At 40.2% G+C, this 16,450-nt stretch carries 18 protein-coding genes; 13 read left to right on the top strand and 5 right to left on the bottom strand.

Going from position 1 to position 16,450, the window contains the following annotated elements:
* Positions 1 to 64 precede the first annotated feature (64 nt).
* From hisC to PTT44_RS12530, 4 genes are all read left to right on the top strand, one after another.
* The gene (gene hisC, locus PTT44_RS12515; protein ID WP_168158954.1) at positions 65 to 1,156 is read left to right on the top strand and encodes a histidinol-phosphate transaminase; all 1,092 of its coding nucleotides are present in this window, start codon (positions 65 to 67) and stop codon (positions 1,154 to 1,156) included.
* 3 nt (positions 1,157 to 1,159) lie between these two features.
* On the top strand, positions 1,160 to 3,409 hold the full coding sequence (locus tag PTT44_RS12520) for a bifunctional prephenate dehydrogenase/3-phosphoshikimate 1-carboxyvinyltransferase (protein WP_168158953.1): 2,250 nt from the start codon (positions 1,160 to 1,162) through the stop codon (positions 3,407 to 3,409).
* A gap of 108 nt (positions 3,410 to 3,517) precedes the next feature.
* A complete protein-coding gene (locus PTT44_RS12525; RefSeq protein WP_168158952.1) occupies positions 3,518 to 3,886 on the top strand; it encodes a hypothetical protein in 369 nt (122 codons plus the stop codon).
* A gap of 34 nt (positions 3,887 to 3,920) precedes the next feature.
* A complete protein-coding gene (locus PTT44_RS12530) occupies positions 3,921 to 5,390 on the top strand; it encodes a hypothetical protein (RefSeq protein ID WP_168158951.1) in 1,470 nt (489 codons plus the stop codon).
* Between the two features lie 117 nt (positions 5,391 to 5,507).
* Here the strand turns inward: PTT44_RS12530 and PTT44_RS12535 are convergent, their stop codons facing one another.
* Positions 5,508 to 5,948, bottom strand: coding sequence for a DUF2147 domain-containing protein (locus PTT44_RS12535; protein WP_168158950.1), 441 nt, complete (start codon positions 5,946 to 5,948; stop codon positions 5,508 to 5,510).
* 393 nt (positions 5,949 to 6,341) lie between these two features.
* Positions 6,342 to 6,971 (bottom strand): alpha/beta hydrolase, encoded by a 630-nt coding sequence (locus PTT44_RS12540; protein WP_010327145.1) that lies wholly within the window; start codon positions 6,969 to 6,971, stop codon positions 6,342 to 6,344.
* 126 nt (positions 6,972 to 7,097) lie between these two features.
* On the opposite strand from PTT44_RS12540, the gene yaaA reads away from it, so the two are divergent.
* Complete coding sequence (gene yaaA / locus PTT44_RS12545) at positions 7,098 to 7,877, top strand: peroxide stress protein YaaA (RefSeq protein WP_168158949.1); 780 nt, start codon at positions 7,098 to 7,100, stop codon at positions 7,875 to 7,877.
* Complete coding sequence (locus tag PTT44_RS12550; protein WP_168158948.1) at positions 7,877 to 8,518, top strand: HD domain-containing protein; 642 nt, start codon at positions 7,877 to 7,879, stop codon at positions 8,516 to 8,518. Before yaaA ends, PTT44_RS12550 begins: the two co-directional genes overlap by 1 nt.
* Here PTT44_RS12550 and PTT44_RS12555 read toward each other — a convergent pair.
* On the bottom strand, positions 8,515 to 9,942 hold the full coding sequence (locus PTT44_RS12555; protein ID WP_168158947.1) for a cryptochrome/photolyase family protein: 1,428 nt from the start codon (positions 9,940 to 9,942) through the stop codon (positions 8,515 to 8,517). The genes PTT44_RS12550 and PTT44_RS12555 overlap by 4 nt on opposite strands.
* Before the next feature lie 228 nt (positions 9,943 to 10,170).
* Between PTT44_RS12555 and PTT44_RS12560 the strand changes: the two genes are divergently transcribed.
* The 4 genes from PTT44_RS12560 (at position 10,171) to PTT44_RS12575 (ending at position 13,588) form a co-directional block, all read left to right on the top strand.
* Complete coding sequence (locus PTT44_RS12560; protein ID WP_252726130.1) at positions 10,171 to 10,410, top strand: hypothetical protein; 240 nt, start codon at positions 10,171 to 10,173, stop codon at positions 10,408 to 10,410.
* 369 nt (positions 10,411 to 10,779) lie between these two features.
* Positions 10,780 to 12,102 (top strand): NCS2 family permease, encoded by a 1,323-nt coding sequence (locus PTT44_RS12565; protein WP_004696144.1) that lies wholly within the window; start codon positions 10,780 to 10,782, stop codon positions 12,100 to 12,102.
* A gap of 67 nt (positions 12,103 to 12,169) precedes the next feature.
* Positions 12,170 to 13,171: an adenosine deaminase gene (locus PTT44_RS12570; RefSeq protein ID WP_168158945.1), complete on the top strand. Its 1,002-nt coding sequence runs from the start codon at positions 12,170 to 12,172 to the stop codon at positions 13,169 to 13,171.
* Positions 13,172 to 13,225: 54 nt separating this feature from the next.
* A complete protein-coding gene (locus PTT44_RS12575) occupies positions 13,226 to 13,588 on the top strand; it encodes a hypothetical protein (RefSeq protein ID WP_005400570.1) in 363 nt (120 codons plus the stop codon).
* Between the two features lie 26 nt (positions 13,589 to 13,614).
* Here PTT44_RS12575 and PTT44_RS12580 read toward each other — a convergent pair whose 3' ends face one another.
* Positions 13,615 to 14,169 carry a cytochrome b gene (locus PTT44_RS12580; RefSeq protein ID WP_004696150.1) on the bottom strand — a complete coding sequence of 185 codons (555 nt, stop codon included), beginning with the start codon at positions 14,167 to 14,169 and terminating at the stop codon, positions 13,615 to 13,617.
* Between the two features lie 236 nt (positions 14,170 to 14,405).
* Here PTT44_RS12580 and PTT44_RS12585 point away from each other — a divergent pair, with 236 nt between their 5' ends.
* The 3 genes from PTT44_RS12585 to rnhB all read left to right on the top strand — a co-directional run bounded on the left by PTT44_RS12585 (position 14,406) and on the right by rnhB (position 15,936).
* On the top strand, positions 14,406 to 14,783 hold the full coding sequence (locus PTT44_RS12585; RefSeq protein WP_168158944.1) for a hypothetical protein: 378 nt from the start codon (positions 14,406 to 14,408) through the stop codon (positions 14,781 to 14,783).
* A gap of 138 nt (positions 14,784 to 14,921) precedes the next feature.
* Positions 14,922 to 15,284 (top strand): hypothetical protein, encoded by a 363-nt coding sequence (locus PTT44_RS12590; protein ID WP_168158943.1) that lies wholly within the window; start codon positions 14,922 to 14,924, stop codon positions 15,282 to 15,284.
* A 64-nt stretch (positions 15,285 to 15,348) separates the two neighbouring features.
* Positions 15,349 to 15,936: a ribonuclease HII gene (gene rnhB / locus PTT44_RS12595; RefSeq protein WP_168158942.1), complete on the top strand. Its 588-nt coding sequence runs from the start codon at positions 15,349 to 15,351 to the stop codon at positions 15,934 to 15,936.
* Between the two features lie 48 nt (positions 15,937 to 15,984).
* On the opposite strand, the gene csrA is transcribed toward rnhB, so the two are convergent.
* Positions 15,985 to 16,239 (bottom strand): carbon storage regulator CsrA, encoded by a 255-nt coding sequence (gene csrA, locus PTT44_RS12600; protein ID WP_004982340.1) that lies wholly within the window; start codon positions 16,237 to 16,239, stop codon positions 15,985 to 15,987.
* Positions 16,240 to 16,450: the final 211 nt, after the last annotated feature.

Genomic DNA, 16,450 nt, shown 5'->3' on the forward strand with positions numbered 1-16,450 from the left:
CTAAGGTGGTTGGGTTTGTTCCAAACTCAACCATGTACACCACTTGTAAGAATGGAAAGGCCACATGTCGTTTGCTCCAGCCAATGAAGGTATTGCGAAGTTAAAACCATATCAACCGGGTAAGCCAATCAGCGAATTAGAGCGTGAATTGGGAATGACCGATATTGTTAAACTTGCCTCAAATGAAAACCCTTTGGGTTGTTCGGACAAAGTCAAAGAAGCAGTTGCGGCTGAATTGGCGGCAATTGGACGATATCCAGACGGTGGTGGTTTTATCTTGAAGGATCAAGTTCATGCGCAGTTTGGTGTAGCACATGATTGTATTACTTTAGGCAATGGTTCAAACGATCTGCTAGAAATTTTTGCCCGTGCATTTGTTTCAGAAAAAGATTCGGTGGTGTATAGCCAACACGCATTTGCAGTCTATGCTTTGGTCACACAAGCTATCAATGCCGAAGCGATTGAAGTACCTGCTCAAGGTTTTTCGCATGACCTTGACGCGATGGCAGCAGCAATTAAAGACAATACCAAATTGGTGTTTATTGCGAATCCCAATAATCCGACAGGAACTTGGTTTGAAGAGGCTGAATTTGAGCGCTTCATGCAACAAGTACCGAGTCATGTGATTGTGGTTTTAGATGAAGCTTATGTGGAATATTTCCCAGAGAACTTTAACAGCTTAAAGTTTTTAGCACAGTATTCGAACCTGATTGTTAGTCGTACCATGTCGAAGTGCTTTGGTTTAGCGGCATTACGTGTTGGCTTTGCTTTGGCATCGGCAGAAGTGACAGACTTCTTAAACCGTATTCGTCAGCCGTTTAACGTCAACCATTTAGCCATGGTGGCAGCGGTTGCTGCACTAAAAGATGAAGATTTCATTGAGAAATCACGTGTGGTCAATAAAGCTGGCATGGTGCAACTTGAAACAGGGTTTAAAGCGCTAGGCCTAAACTATGAGCCTTCTCGTGCTAACTTTATTTTGGTCGATATACAAGCTGATCCTGCACAAACTTTTAATGCTTTATTAAAAGAGGGGGTGATTGTTCGTCCAGTGGGCATCGCCAATCATTTACGAGTATCGATTGGAACTGAAGCTGAAAATACGAAATTTCTAACGGCTTTGGCCAACGTACTAGGTTTAGAGGCGAACGCTTAAATTATGTCTGCGCCACTATTTAAAAAAGTTGCATTTATTGGTCTTGGGTTGATTGGTTCGAGTCTTGCACGGGTCATGATTGCTGAGGGTTTAACCCAAAATATTGTAGCCTCTACACGTTCGGAAAAAACCTTACAGGATGCCAAAGCTTTGGGCTTAATCCAACAGGGGTATAGCGATCCTGTGCAGGCGGTTCAAGGTGCGGACTTGGTGGTTTTAGCCTTACCCGTTCGTGCAACGCAAAAAGTCTTGGAAACCATCAGACCCTATTTGCAAGAACATACGATTATTACCGATGTGGGCAGTACCAAAGGCAATGTGGTCGACGCGGCCAAAGCCGTGTATGGCGAAGCATTACCTGCTGGGTTTGTACCGGGGCATCCAATTGCGGGGGCAGAACACACGGGTGTGCATGCAGGTAAGGTCGATTTATTTGCAAATCATAAAGTGATTTTGACACCATTACCGACCAGTGCTGATTGGGCTGTAGAGAAACTGATCCAACTATGGCAAGCTGCGAAAGCAGAAGTGATTTGTATGGATGTGGCCAAGCATGATGAAGTCTTGGCGCATACCAGTCATCTTCCGCATTTGATGGCTTTTAACTTAGTTGAACAACTGGCAAACCGTGAAGATAATTTAGATATTTTTCGCTATGCTGCGGGGGGCTTCCGCGATTTTTCTCGAATTGCGGCAAGTGACCCACAAATGTGGCATGACATCTTTTTTGCCAATAAAAAAGCCATTTTAAATGCCGTAGATGGTTTTGAAAACCAACTGGCTACGATTCGTAAACTCATTGAAGATGAAGATTCACATGCTTTAATGGGCTTGCTTGGACATGCGCAAGCAGCACGCCAGCATTTTAACCATATGCTCGCTCAAAAACCTTTCATGGAGAACAATAAAGTGACGACACAGCAATTCACCATATTACCGGGTAAAAAGAGTTTCCAAGGTAAGTTTAGCGTGCCAGGTGATAAATCTGTGTCACACCGTTCAATCATGTTTGGTGCAATTGCGGAAGGAACGACGCATGTGACAGGTTTCCTGGAAGGTGAAGATGCGTTAGCAACCTTACAAGCCTTCCGTGATATGGGCGTGAGCATTGAAGGTCCTAAAAATGGTGAAGTGACGATTCATGGTGTGGGCGTAAATGGCCTAAAAGCGCCAGCAAGTGCGCTTTACATGGGTAACTCAGGGACTTCGATGCGTTTGCTTTCAGGCATGCTTTCTGCACAAAAATTTGACTCTGTAATGACGGGTGATGCATCACTGTCAAAACGTCCAATGGAGCGTATTGCTAAACCGTTACGCGAAATGGGCGCACAGATTCAAACCACAGGTGAGCGTGGTACACCTCCTGTTTCGATCACTGGAAACCAAGCTTTGCAAGGCATTCACTATGATTTGCCAATGGCATCTGCGCAGGTGAAATCTGGGATTTTATTGGCAGGTTTGTGGGCAGCAGGTGAAACATCGGTCACAGAACCTGAACCTACACGTGACCATACTGAACGTATGCTACGTGCATTTGGTTATGACGTGAAAACAGAAGGCAACCGTATTTCACTGCAAGGTGGCGGTAAGTTAGTTGGTACAGAGATTCAAGTGCCATCAGATATTTCATCGGCTGCTTTCTTTATGGTGGGTGCTGCGATTACTGAAGGTTCAGACGTCACTTTAGAAGCGGTGGGCATTAACCCAACGCGCACAGGTGTGATCGAGATTTTAAAGCAAATGGGTGCGGACATTACGGTTGAGAATGAACGTATTGCAGGCGGTGAGCCGATTGCAGACATTCGTATTCAAGGCACACGTACACTCAAAGGTATTCATATGCCTGAAGATCAAGTGCCATTAGCGATTGATGAATTCCCTGCATTGTTCATTGCAGCGGCATGTGCTGAAGGGCAAACCGTATTAACGGGTGCTGCTGAGCTGCGTGTGAAAGAATCAGATCGTATTCAAGTGATGGCGGATGGTTTAAAAACCATGGGTATCGATTGTACGCCGACTGACGATGGTATCATCATCGAGGGTAAAGGTCATTCAGGTGAGTGGGGCGCGATTTTCACTGGTGGCGAAATTGAATCACATCATGATCACCGTATTGCGATGAGTTTCTCAATGGCCGGCTTACGCACCTCTGGTGAAATTAAAATCATTGGTACTGAAACGGTTGCTACGAGTTTCCCGACCTTTACGCAATTAAGCAATCAAGCTGGTTTAGCGATCCAAGTCACTGAATAAGACTAAAGCTTAAATATTTTGTGTGAAAACAGCCAAGCTTTTGCTTGGCTGTTTTGTGTTAAGTCATTATGCTAAACCCATATAACAAAAAAGCCTTTGGGATGATCAATGAGAAAATTACAATTTACGGCACAGCATGGACAGCAGCAGGATGTAAATGAAAGCGGTGTGGTACAGAAGCAGGTACAAGACTTGCTGGTTCAAAAGTTAGGTCAATTGGGTTTTGAAACATTGCCACAAAGTGGTGATCAGGTGGCTGTGAGTGTCGATAATCATACTTTGCCACTGTCTATTACGTGCCAAGGTCATGACAGCGAAGGAAATCTGGTGTGCGAAATTGCCTCTTATCCAGATGAGGAGCAAGACTGGTTAGACCGAATTGCTGAACGAAGCTTATTAAATCAATTGGCACAAGCGGTTGAAAATACGCTAAAAACAGATAAAAATTTTACTGAGTTCAAGTGGAGTAATAATTAATATTAAGGTCAATATTTCTACAAGAATAAAAAAGATGTCTTCTAAAATAGCTATATTTATTGCGATATTTTTATTTTTTCTATCGTGGTGCGTGCCTGCTGTTGATGGTATGGTTGGTTTTGGCGTCATGGTGACATCAATTTTATATCATTTTTTGATCGTCCCTATTCCTAAAGTGTTTCCTGTATGGGCAAATTTAACTTTTTTATTAGCAGTGGGGTGCTATTTTAAAGAAAGTGAGATGCTGGAAACGTTTGAATCCAAAGCATGGATGTATGGTATTGTTACATGTGTACTTATGTGTATTGGATTTTCTACAGCAATTATTAAAGTTAATGTGGGTGCTGTGATATGGTTATATTCAGGATTCTTTTTAATCTTGGCGCTAGCATTAACGAAAATACCTCCCTTCTGGGATAAAATAGGCTTAGTTCTAGGAATTGGACTTATTGTATTTTTAAGTTTTAAACTTTATAAAAATGAATCCTATGTGTCTAAATATCAAACAGGCCTTCAAGAAGAAGGTCTAAAACAATATTTATTTCGCCCTAAGAATAGTGAATATGTAATACCAACTTTAACTCAGGTACAGCAAAACAATTCATACAGATGGCTGAATGGGCAGAAAGTAGCTAATGATACTGTGGATTTAGCAAGTTTAATCAATGAGACGATTGAATTAGATTTTAACAAAACGATTGATGTTTCAAAATCTAAGAATAAAAAGGCTGAATGTAAGTTAAAACAGAATAACCAATATGCTTTGTATTTTCCTCCACGTTATATTGATAATGGATATTCTTGGAGACGATATTTTACTTCAGGAAATATCGCTGTAGGATATCCGACTCAACACGAAGGAACGGTAATCTATCGCTCTAAGAATATTGATTCGATGCATACAGTTATTCAACTTATTCGTAAAGCAGATCAGCATATTTTATATCAGCAAACTCTTTTGGCAAATGGTGGCTATGATGGATGTACATATGAACCTAAGCAGTATGAGCAAGAACTGAATTCAGTATTTGAATTGGATTCATCTTCTTTAAATAGAAAATTTGGTAGTTTTGTATCTTTGGAAAAATTTGAAGCACCCGAAAAATTAATTGAAAAATGTGAATGGGTAAATGAATCTTTTAATATTTATATGTTTGAAAATAAAAAAATTAATTTTCTGAATAAAAAAGTATTTAGCCCTCAAATTTTATGTTCTGAGCATTATGTTGCAGTTGCATCATTAACTGAATACCGTATTGGTGAGATTGAAAATACATTACAAGTTGAAATGTTTAAGCGAGATGATTTACAGCCAATTAATTGTGGGTTACTTCGTTATGGCTTGACTAAGCTACAGACAGATGCATTTTATAAAAGAGAATTAGAAATAGTAGACTTAACAATATTATCAGATAAGTTAGAACATGCTAAATGCCCTTATGTTGAATTACGGCTAAGTGATGGGCATGTGGATAAAGATTATAATTGGAGCGAAAAATTTTAGCAGCACGTTGTATTCAAATACCTTTAAAGTGCTAAATTACGTATAACTTAGCACTCAGATCATTTATAGAGCCTTTGGTTTAAAGAATACCAAAGGCTCTAGTATGCAAAACAGAATTTACTCCACCCGCAACCAAGTTTGGCTACGTCCCACAGCAGAAACACCTAAATAACCTCTTAAGAATAGCTTTTTACCATTTGGGCTAATTTTGCCTTTTAGGCTATACAGCTTGCCTGAAACGGGATCAATGATTTTACCATGCGTATAATTAATATTATTCTCAGTTTTTAAACCTGTGATCACTTGCATACCAATAATAGGCTTATCGGTGTAGGGTGCAGGGCAGTTAGTGCAGAACTCTTTTGCTGTATAACCTGGACGAGGAGTTGCTTTTAGTGCAGTTCCAGCATAAGTCCCATTGGCTTGCTTTTCAATTTTCACCAGACCTTTAGGCTCTCCAGTTTTATCATCGATATAACGCCAAGTTCCTATAATGTCCTGAGCACAGGCTGATGTGGTGGCTATAGTGACTAAAATTGCCCCGAGAATTGTTTTCATAAAATCCCTGAATATTTTAAAAATTATTTAAATGAATAGCTTTCACGAGCTAAGATGTTGATTGTATAACTTATTATTTGAATAATGATGTGCAGAATATATCAAGTTCAAGCGTAGATTGTTGCATAAAGTATCATTAGCAGGGTTCAACCCTCATTTATTTTTAAAACAGGTATTTGATGTAGATAGTGCTGATTGAGTTTAGCGCTCAAAAGGGAGCTTAAAATTATTTTGGGAACAGAAGAGATATAAGGGAAGACTAATGAAGCTGCTGGAAATGGCTTATTAAGCGTTGGAATAGAAAAAGAGATACATCTAGATTAAAAATAAAAAGTTCAAGAAAGAAAGGGGCTAATGTTAGACAGCCATTTCTTTCCTGAACTGAGTGATGCGTTAAATCCACAGGAAACGTGTAATCGCAATACGTAACTGTTTTAAGTAACCTGTAAAGAAATGGTTTGCACCAGGTAGTACAGTCACTAAATGGCGCTGCGGTTTAGCCCATGTAATCATGTCAGACAGTAAGGTAACTTCATCGGCTTCGCCATGGATGAATAAGATGTCACCTTTAAGTTGTGGTGTTACATAGTGGCGCACACCTGCGACCGTTGCCGTTGGTAGACCACATAAAATGGTTTGTTTTGGTCGAATTTCTTCTTGTAAAGCATCATAGCATTTTGCCATGACATGCGCACCGAAACTAAAACCACCTGCATAGAAGGGTAAAGTTGTATGTGCTGCACGAGCATGCTTAATCACTTCAAGAACATCATCAGTTTCGCCATGACCTTCGTCGTGTAGACCAACACTTTGACCTGAGCCACGGAAACTTGGACGGTACACAATGCAACCGCGTTCTAAGAACATTTGCGCAAGCAATGCTGGAACCTTGTGTTGAGGCGTACCACCTTGGAGTGGATGGGGGTGAGTAACTACCGCGAATCCTTTCACTTCACCCTGTGGATAATCTACAAAAACTTCAATTTGCCCAACTGGACCTTGAATGAACATCTGCTCAGACATAGAGAATCGATACATATAACAGGAGAATGGGTTAGTTTAACCGTTTATGCTTATTAAAAACACAGATTGGCAATAAAATAAGTCTACTGATATAGTCTGTTTAATTGTTTTTTAATCAGGTTATCTATGCTTGCCCTTGTTTCTCCTGCCAAAACTTTAGATTACCAAACTGCTTTACCTACCGATGCGTATACACAACCCAGATTGCTGCAACATTCCCAAGAATTGATCGAAGTTAGTCGCAAACTGTCAGCAAGTGAAATTGCAAGCTTAATGAGTGTCAGTGAAAAAATTGCCACCTTAAACGTCGATCGTTTTCGCGATTGGCAGCCAGAATTCAACTTTGCCAATGCGCGACAAGCTATGTTTGCTTTTAAAGGCGATGTCTATACTGGTTTAGATGCTTATCATTTGTCAGAGTCGAACATTGAATATGCACAGCAACATTTAAGAATGCTCTCTGGTTTATATGGTTTGCTACGTCCATTGGACTTGATGATGCCGTATCGTTTAGAGATGGGAACCAAGCTGGCTAACCCACGCGGACATAATCTGTATGAGTTTTGGGGCAATCACATTACCGATTTAATTAACCAAGATTTAGAGCAGGCAGGTTCAAATATTTTACTGAATATTGCTTCGGATGAATACTATAAATCTGTAAAAGAAAGCAAAATTCAAGCTGAAATTATTAAACCTGTGTTTTTAGATCAGAAAAATGGCAAATATAAAGTCATTAGTTTCTATGCCAAAAAAGCACGTGGTTTGATGGCGCGTTATATGATTGAAAACCAAATTGATCAAATTGAAGGGTTAAAATCATTCCAAACAGATGGTTATTACTTTGATGCCGACAGCTCATTAAAAGGTGAGTTGGTCTTTAAACGAGATGAACAGGCGGCATAATGAGAGGGCATTCCAATGGTGCAATATACAAACAGTTTCAGGACTATTGGGCGCTCACCGCAAAGCAATTGAGTTTAGATGACGATACCACTCAAAAGTTCCATGCCTCGCTGTATGACGCCTACAGTGAAGTACAGCGGCATTATCATAGCATTCAACATATTGTTGAATGTTTAGAGCATTTTTATCAGATCAAACCCCACTTAGACGATACTTTGTCTGTTGAGTTGGCCATTTGGTTTCATGATGTCATTTATAACCCGCAAGCACATGACAATGAGCAGCAAAGCGCCGACTATATGCAACGGATGCTTAAAAATGTGCTTGGAACTGAGCAAATTGCAAAGATCTATGCATGGATTTTGGCAACCAAAACACATGCACCGACAGCTGACACTGATTTGGCTTATCTATTGGATATTGATCTGGCTATTTTAGCCAGTGATCCTATGCGTTTTGCTGAATATGAACGCCAAATTCAGCAAGAATATGCTTGGGTTGAGCCCGCACTTTATGTGCAGAAGCGCCAGCAAGTGTTAAAGCACTTTTTAGAAACGCAACCACTGTACCAGACGCCATTTTTCCAAAAGTGCTATGAGCGTTTGGCTAACCGGAACTTAGCTCAAACTTTGACTGTTTAAAGCCCTTTAAATACTTCAATGGCACGAATACGACTCGATTTTAAATCGACGATTGGTTTGGGGTAGTCCAAATCCATATTCGGCTGCTTCGCATAAGGCTCATGAATGCTTTTGGCATCTAAATGTGCAAGCTCTGGTAGCCACTGTCGAATATAGTCACCATTGCTATCAAATTTCTGAGATTGGCTCACAGGGTTAAAGACTCGGAAGTAAGGTACAGCATCGGTACCCGTGGAGGCACACCATTGCCATCCGCCATTATTGGCAGCTAAGTCACCATCAGCCAAATGTTGCATAAACCATTGCTCGCCCAGTCGCCAATCAATCAACAAGTTTTTAGTTAAGAACATTGCAACAATCATACGGACACGATTGTGCATCCAGCCTGTCGCAAGTAGTTGCCGCATACCTGCATCCACAATTGGAATACCGGTACGACCTTGTTGCCATGCGTTTAAATCTTCAGGCGAATCTCGCCATACAATACGCTGTGTGTTGCCTTTAAATGGCAGATGTTTAGAGACATGTGGAAAATCAAATAAAATATGCTGATAAAACTCCCGCCAAAGTAATTCATCTAACCAAGTCTGCTGGCCTGTGTTATCAATCATGAATTGACCGTGTTGGGCACGAAACAGGGCATTGAGACACTGGCGAATCGACACGATCCCGAGATTTAAATAAGTTGAAAGTTGGCTGGTGCTATTTAAAAATGGAAAGTCTCTCTCTTTTTGATAGTCACTAACTTTATGATCAATAAAATCATCAAGCACTGAAAGCGCATATATTTCCGTTTCAGGCCAATAGGCTTTAATTTGATTTAACTCATTCGTATTCACATCAATCAGTGATTCAATGTGTGGAATGGCTGCATTTAAATCGGCAGGAAGCAGTATAGGTTGCTGTGCAGAAGTGAGAGGGTAGCACTGCGGTAAGCCAATATTTAAGCGCTCATAACAGGTTTTTTTAAAAGCACCAAAGACTTGATAGGGCTTATCAGATTGGTTACGAATACTGTTTAAGGGAAAGAGGGTTCGATCTTGGAAGAGCGTAAATTCAATTTGTTGCTGAATTAAGTACTGTTGAACTTCTGCATCCCGCTTAAGCTCATTCACGCCCATTTCGATATTTGCAAAGATCTGTTGTACTTTCAGTCTATGACACAAAGATGAAAGCTGAACTGGAATATCTTGCCACAGCGGAATATTTAGAATGAGCAAAGGAATATTCAGCTGAGCAAGGCTCTGTTTTAAATCGTGCAATTGTCTGACATATAAATCAATTTTTACAGCCGCGTCATGATGTAATAGCCACTGTTGTGGGGATAGGATCACTAAAGCCAGCATAGGTCCATGTTGGCTTGCATGCCAAAGTGCAGCATGGTCGCGTATGCGAAGATCTTGTCTAAACCAAATTATGTTCATAAAAGGTTAATCAACTGTAATTTTTTGAAATATAAAATATTACAAAATTGAGCACTTTGATCATATTTTTTTCTCACTCGTTTAACTTAATCTTATGTTATTGAAATAATTAAATCAGAAAAAACTATAAAGTGTGAAGATGCTTTTTATCTGATAAATGTGTGACCCTTTGTATTATTTGTTATGATTTGTAATCATGCTAAAGCAGTTGTGGATATTGTGAATGTCATGAAAAAAATTCTAATCCCTATTTTTGTGGCTGCAGTTTGTTTGCTTGGGTTTGTTGTTTTTCAGGATACAGAAACGAAAAAACAGCAACAGTTGAATCAACTCATGAACAGTGCTGAGCCTAGAGTACAAAAGTTGAGTCCTTTCTCAAAGGCAAAGGTCGTGCCTGAAAAAGTCAATAGCTCGATTCAAAGTGATGCTGAAACAATAATCGAGCAGGTCTCCATTAAAGTACTTTGACGCTTAAGATAGAATAAAATCATGTGTAAATGACTTATCATGTTGAATTTTAATTAAAAATAAATTTAAAACAATTAAAAATCAGTGTGTTATAATTCGCGCCAAGATATATTGAATTTTAGATTTTGAGTCTAAAATGACGTTTTTGTTGAAAGCTGCATACGGTTTATGCGGCTTTTTTGTTTAGGTATATATGGTTCGACCCTGCGTTTGAATCATTCATGGCTAAATAAACTTTTCCTGAATTGAGGAAATTTGGCATATTCATTGCTTTAACTTCCAGAAATTTAATCAGATTTTCATCGTACTGAGTGTCGAAATTTTTTGGCAGTTATACAGTTTTAAAAGTTTATTTACAGGGGCTAGGTCATGACGACTCCTAATCCATCTTCAGAAAATATGCTCGAGCGTATGTTCAAACTGAGTGAAAATAAAACCAGTTTTCGTACAGAGCTTCTTGCAGGTGTAACCACATTCTTAACCATGTGTTACATCATTATTGTGAATCCAATGATTTTATCCGAAACGGGGATGGATCATGGTGCTGTCTTTGTAGCGACTTGTCTTGCAGCCGCAATTGGCTGTTTGGTTATGGGTATTGTTGCAAATTATCCAATTGCATTAGCACCGGGTATGGGCTTAAACGCTTACTTTACCTATTCGGTGTGTATGGGTATGGGTGTGCCTTGGCAGACTGCTTTAGCTGCAGTGTTTGTATCAGGTTTGGTGTTCATTGCGATCAGTATGTTTAAGATCCGTGAAGCCATTGTGAATGCAATCCCAATGTCGCTTAAGCTTGCGATTGGCGGCGGAATTGGTTTATTCCTTGCGCTGATTGCTTTAAAAAATGCAGGCGTTATTGTGGACAATCCAGCGACTTTGGTTGGATTGGGCGACTTAAAGCAACCGACGGTTCTTTTGGCTTTATTTGGCTTCTTGATGGTGGTTGTACTACATCACTTTAAAGTACGTGGTGCCATTATTATTAGCATCTTGGCTTTAACTGCCATTTCAACAGCAATGGGCTTAAGCGAGTTCAAAGGTGTTGTTGGTGAGATTCCATCAATTGCTCCAACATTCATGCAAATGGACTTTGAAGGTCTATTTACGGCAAGCTTAGTTGGTGTCATCTTTGTATTTTTCTTGGTCGATTTGTTTGACTCAACAGGTACATTGGTTGGCGTGTCACACCGTGCAGGCTTACTGAAAGATGGCAAGCTTCCACGTTTGAAAAAAGCATTATTTGCAGACTCAACCGCAATTGTTGCAGGTGCAGCATTAGGTACATCTTCGACGACACCATATATTGAGTCGTCTGCGGGTGTTGCTGCTGGTGGCCGTACAGGTTTAACCGCAGTTGTGGTCGGTGTGTTATTTATCTTATGTTTGTTTTTAGCACCTTTAGCTCAATCTGTACCCGGTTTTGCAACAGCTCCAGCATTGTTATTTGTTGGCGTGTTAATGATTCAGGGAATTACCCATATTGATTGGGATGATATTACTGAAGCCGTTCCTGCGTTCTTAACCATTGTATTTATGCCATTTACCTATTCAATTGCAGATGGTATTGCGATGGGCTTTATTAGCTATGCATTGGTTAAATTGTTCACCGGTAAAGCGGCGACTGTACCGTACATGGTGTGGATTGTGGCTGTGCTTTGGGCGTTAAAATTCGCATTGTTTGGCGGCTAATTCATCAAATAGTGATAAGGGTGTAAACTCAGTTTACGCCCTTTTTTATTTTTAAAGAGGAAAAGATATGAGTCAATTGGAGCTCATTCGTGCTTTACCAAAAGCTGAATTACATGTGCATATTGAAGGGACATTTGAGCCAGAACTCATGTTTGCAATCGCACAGCGTAATCAAATAGACATTCCTTATAAGTCGGTTGAAGAAGTAAAACAGGCTTATAATTTTCACAATTTGCAATCGTTTTTAGACATCTATTATGCAGGCGCAAATGTACTGATTCATGAGCAAGACTTTTATGACTTGGCTTGGGCGTATTTTGAAAAATGTGCCGAAGACCGTGTAGTACATACAGAAATGTTCTTTGACCCACAAACGCATACTGACCGCGGTATTGCTTTTGAAACAGTGATTAATGGTCTGCAACGCGCATGTGATGATGCCAAGGCAAAATTTGGCATTAGTTCGCATTTGATTATGTGTTTCTTGCGTCATTTAAGTGAAGAAGCAGCCTTTGAAACTTTAGCACAGGCATTGCCTTATAAAGATCAAATCATTGGTGTGGGCTTGGACTCAAGCGAAGTTGGGCATCCTCCTTCAAAGTTTGAACGTGTCTTTGCTAAAGCGCGTGAAGCAGGCTTTTTAGTGGTTGCGCATGCAGGTGAAGAAGGCCCAGCAGAATATGTCTGGGAAGCTTTAGACTTGCTTAAAGTGAATCGTATTGACCACGGTGTGCGTTCTGAAGAAGATCCTGTATTAATGCAGCGTTTGATTGCAGAGAAAATGCCGCTGACAGTTTGTCCGCTCAGTAACTTAAAGTTATGTGTCGTTGACGATATGGCACAGCACAATATCCGCCGTTTGTTGCAACAAGGTGTGCAAGTGACGGTAAATTCAGATGATCCATCGTACTTTGGTGGTTATATGAATGATAACTTTATTGCTATTACAGATGCGTTAGACTTAACAGCAGCTGAGCTAAAACAATTGGCGTTAAACTCTTTTGAAGCGTCGTTTATTTCGGCAGAAGAGAAGCAAAAATGGGCGGCTGAAATTGCAGCCATTGCTTAATCTGATGTCCTTTTAAAGACAGAGTTCGCTCTGTCTTTTTTATGTGAGGTCGATATGAAAAAAATCATTGCATTGCTTGTGGTTATTTTTGTGCTCTTTGCAGTTTATTTGCTCAAAACGGATACTGGGTTAACGCAAAAACTACTAAAGCCAGTGGTGGTGTATCAGTGCGGTGTAGAGCTTGAAGCGACAAGGCTGTGGAAAGTCAGTACAGCATTGCTTGGTGAAGAGAAAAAGAATCAGCTTCAAACGCAAATCTGTGGTTGCGTGGGTGAAAATGCGTTAAAGGATATTCCAGCAACAACTTTGTTGCGCGCAGTGGTTGATGAACAAGTCAAAAAACAGGTGGTACAACAGGGTGTGTTGAATACGCTGAAAGGATGTGTGGTGGATGAAGTCCTAAAAGCAACAGATTGATGCTTTTAGGCTAATTCAACTTGGTCTTACTTTGCTTGTTTGGTCATGCTATTTAACACATTATCTTTATCAATAAAGTGGTGTTTCAGTGCTGCTGCAATATGACCCACTAACAGCAATCCTGCTGCCCATGAAATCCAGATATGTAAAGGTTTTACGATCGCGAGTAATTCAGGGTTATCTTGTACTAAACGGGGAATTTCAAAAAGGTACAATACAGGCGCAGGGTGCCCAGCACTCCAGCTAAATAAACAGCCAGTAATTGGCAAAGCCAACAAAATGAAATATAAAGCCAAATGACCGAGGTGTGCCATTTTTTGCATTAACGGTGACATACTGTCTGGAAGTTTGGGTGCAGGGTGGGTATAACGCCAAAAGATACGAATCACCACCAGAAAGATAATCGTGGTTGCAATGTTCTTATGTAAGGTAATGACATCCCCTTTAAAGCTACCATCAGCATCATAACTGAGGAAGTTTCCGCTATAAAACCCAATCAGCCAAGCAGCAATAAAGATAATTGCCATGAGCCAATGCAGGATTTGAGCAGTACGCGTGTAATGGGTATTTGCCGAGTTCATTAGATTCACATCCATTTTTATGTTGCGCTATTTTATAGAACTATAGATAGGTCAAAAATGTAGTAGATGCAACATAGCGTTGATATTCTGCAACGCTGCACAGACCAATGGTGCATGACTGATTTAAAACTGTGCAATAAGCGAAAGATATTAAAATGGCATGGAAATAGTGTTTCCGTAAACAGTAAAGTTTCGGCAAAATACGCGCACTTTAACTGTTATAAATGGATAACTCCGTGAAAAAAATGATTGCAGTGCTTGCTCCTTTGGCCTTGATCCTTTCGGCTTGTACAACGACTGATATGGCAACGACCAATACGACGACCACCACGCAACAACTGAGTACAGCAGCGCTTAAAATTGCCATTAATGCAAAATGTACGACTGAGTTGAATAATCTACCAGCATGGAAAACAGCAACCAAATTTATGACGGCTGACCAAAAAACCGAAATTCAAACCGAAATTTGTGGTTGTGTCAGTGAGAAAGCCCCACAAAATATTACGGCTGTCGACGTGGCAACAGCGGCTATTGACCCTGCGGCGCGTACAACTATTATTAGCAATGCAGTAACCAAAACCATCAATGCATGTGTGGCTGAAGCGGTGAATTAAGTTCTAATACATCAAAGCAGCGGGGGGCATGCCTCGCTTCTTTGCAGTTTTTTTGTACTTTTTGGCATTTATCTTTTATATTAATCTGAATAACAACAATTGAAACCTTATTTCTTTTACAACAAAGGGTGTGTCTGTATGAAAAATGATAAGTTAATACTTTCTTTGCTTGGATCGCTTATGCTTTCTGCCTGTGCGTCGAATCCTTTGTCTGGCTCAGATGATGATGGAATCTCGGCCATTAAAATGGCCTCACATGCAAAGTGTATGGATGAAATCGAAACTAATCCGACATGGATTGTGGGCAGTAAACTGTTATCTGAAGACCAAAGGCAGAAGAAAAAACGTGAAGTTTGTAATTGTGTAGGGGATAATTCGCCGAAGGTGTTATCTAAAGAGCAGTTGGCTTTGGCTGCTATTGATCCCAAAGCAAAGGCAACCTATAGCGCTTTAGCGGCAACAAAAACAACAGCCACATGCGCCTCTGAAATGCTAAACTAAGCCGAATAAATTGTTAAGTTTTTTAAAATGGCTGTTGATCAGCCATTTTTTATGAGAGTAGAAAATGCAAATTGCAGGTGCAGATGAGGCAGGGCGCGGCCCTTTGGTAGGTTCAGTAGTCGCTGCTGCGGTAATTTTAGACCCGAATAACCCGATACAAGGGTTGAATGATTCCAAAAAATTGACTGAAAAAAAACGTGAAAAACTTTTTGTCGAAATTCAGGAAAAAGCATTGGCTTGGGCGATTGCTGAGGCAAGTGCTGCTGAAATTGATGAGATCAATATTCTACAAGCATCTTTACTTGCGATGCGCCGCGCGGTTGAACAGCTTACAATACAGCCCGAACATGTCTTGGTTGATGGTAATAAAATTCCACAAGGCTTAAGCATGAGCTGTGAGGCAATTGTGGGTGGTGATGCCTTGCATGCTGAAATCTCAGCAGCGAGTATTTTGGCCAAAGTGACACGTGACCATCAAATGATTGAGATGGATCGAAAATATCCTCAGTTTGGTTTTGCCAAACACAAAGGTTATCCAACCAAAGCGCATTTTGAAGCAATTGCTGAACATGGGATCATCGACGAGCATCGTCGTAGTTTTGGGCCTGTAAAGAAAGTGATCGAGGCGCTTGAGCAAAAAGAGGCTATATAAAAATTTAAAGCGGCCAATCGGGCCGCTTTATATCTGAATGTTTCAATCTTAACGATTGAAATTATTCTGCTGTGCACCTTCATCTTCAAATGCAGGTTGGTAGTCCTGATCAAGATGTTGAAGATGTTCATGCATTGCACGTTCATGCTGAATGCGCTGATAAATCTCTTCACGATGTACAGATACTTCTTTGGGAGCATTGACACCAATACGAACTTGGTTGCCTTTGACACCAAGTACAGTAACACTTACTTGATCCCCAATCATTAATGTTTCACCGACGCGTCGGGTCAAAATCAGCATGTTTATCTCCTTGCAAAACGCTAAACCTGCAGTTGTACTAAAGTAAAATACATAATTTTTTGTATTTAAAAAAATTTAAACAAATGTTTAATACAACCGCATGACACTTGAATTTTTAGATATCTAGTGACATTAGGTATAACATTCATCTAAATTTAAGAAAGCCTCGGGCTTAATATAACAGAGCCACTATAGAAAAAACTATAGTGGC

Origin of the sequence: Acinetobacter sp. Gutcm_16 (assembly GCF_028649355.1) — a bacterium.
In the GTDB taxonomy this organism is placed as follows: Bacteria; Pseudomonadota; Gammaproteobacteria; order Pseudomonadales; family Moraxellaceae; genus Acinetobacter; species Acinetobacter johnsonii.

Coding starts and splice junctions, on each gene's coding strand:
- hisC (WP_168158954.1), top strand. CDS start 65: ATGTCGTTTGCTCCAGCCAATGAAGGTATTGCGAAGTTAAAACCATAT.
- PTT44_RS12520 (WP_168158953.1), top strand. CDS start 1,160: ATGTCTGCGCCACTATTTAAAAAAGTTGCATTTATTGGTCTTGGGTTG.
- PTT44_RS12525 (WP_168158952.1), top strand. CDS start 3,518: ATGAGAAAATTACAATTTACGGCACAGCATGGACAGCAGCAGGATGTA.
- PTT44_RS12530 (WP_168158951.1), top strand. CDS start 3,921: ATGTCTTCTAAAATAGCTATATTTATTGCGATATTTTTATTTTTTCTA.
- PTT44_RS12535 (WP_168158950.1), bottom strand. CDS start 5,948: ATGAAAACAATTCTCGGGGCAATTTTAGTCACTATAGCCACCACATCA.
- PTT44_RS12540 (WP_010327145.1), bottom strand. CDS start 6,971: ATGTCTGAGCAGATGTTCATTCAAGGTCCAGTTGGGCAAATTGAAGTT.
- yaaA (WP_168158949.1), top strand. CDS start 7,098: ATGCTTGCCCTTGTTTCTCCTGCCAAAACTTTAGATTACCAAACTGCT.
- PTT44_RS12550 (WP_168158948.1), top strand. CDS start 7,877: ATGAGAGGGCATTCCAATGGTGCAATATACAAACAGTTTCAGGACTAT.
- PTT44_RS12555 (WP_168158947.1), bottom strand. CDS start 9,942: ATGAACATAATTTGGTTTAGACAAGATCTTCGCATACGCGACCATGCT.
- PTT44_RS12560 (WP_252726130.1), top strand. CDS start 10,171: ATGAAAAAAATTCTAATCCCTATTTTTGTGGCTGCAGTTTGTTTGCTT.
- PTT44_RS12565 (WP_004696144.1), top strand. CDS start 10,780: ATGACGACTCCTAATCCATCTTCAGAAAATATGCTCGAGCGTATGTTC.
- PTT44_RS12570 (WP_168158945.1), top strand. CDS start 12,170: ATGAGTCAATTGGAGCTCATTCGTGCTTTACCAAAAGCTGAATTACAT.
- PTT44_RS12575 (WP_005400570.1), top strand. CDS start 13,226: ATGAAAAAAATCATTGCATTGCTTGTGGTTATTTTTGTGCTCTTTGCA.
- PTT44_RS12580 (WP_004696150.1), bottom strand. CDS start 14,169: ATGAACTCGGCAAATACCCATTACACGCGTACTGCTCAAATCCTGCAT.
- PTT44_RS12590 (WP_168158943.1), top strand. CDS start 14,922: ATGAAAAATGATAAGTTAATACTTTCTTTGCTTGGATCGCTTATGCTT.
- rnhB (WP_168158942.1), top strand. CDS start 15,349: ATGCAAATTGCAGGTGCAGATGAGGCAGGGCGCGGCCCTTTGGTAGGT.
- csrA (WP_004982340.1), bottom strand. CDS start 16,239: ATGCTGATTTTGACCCGACGCGTCGGTGAAACATTAATGATTGGGGAT.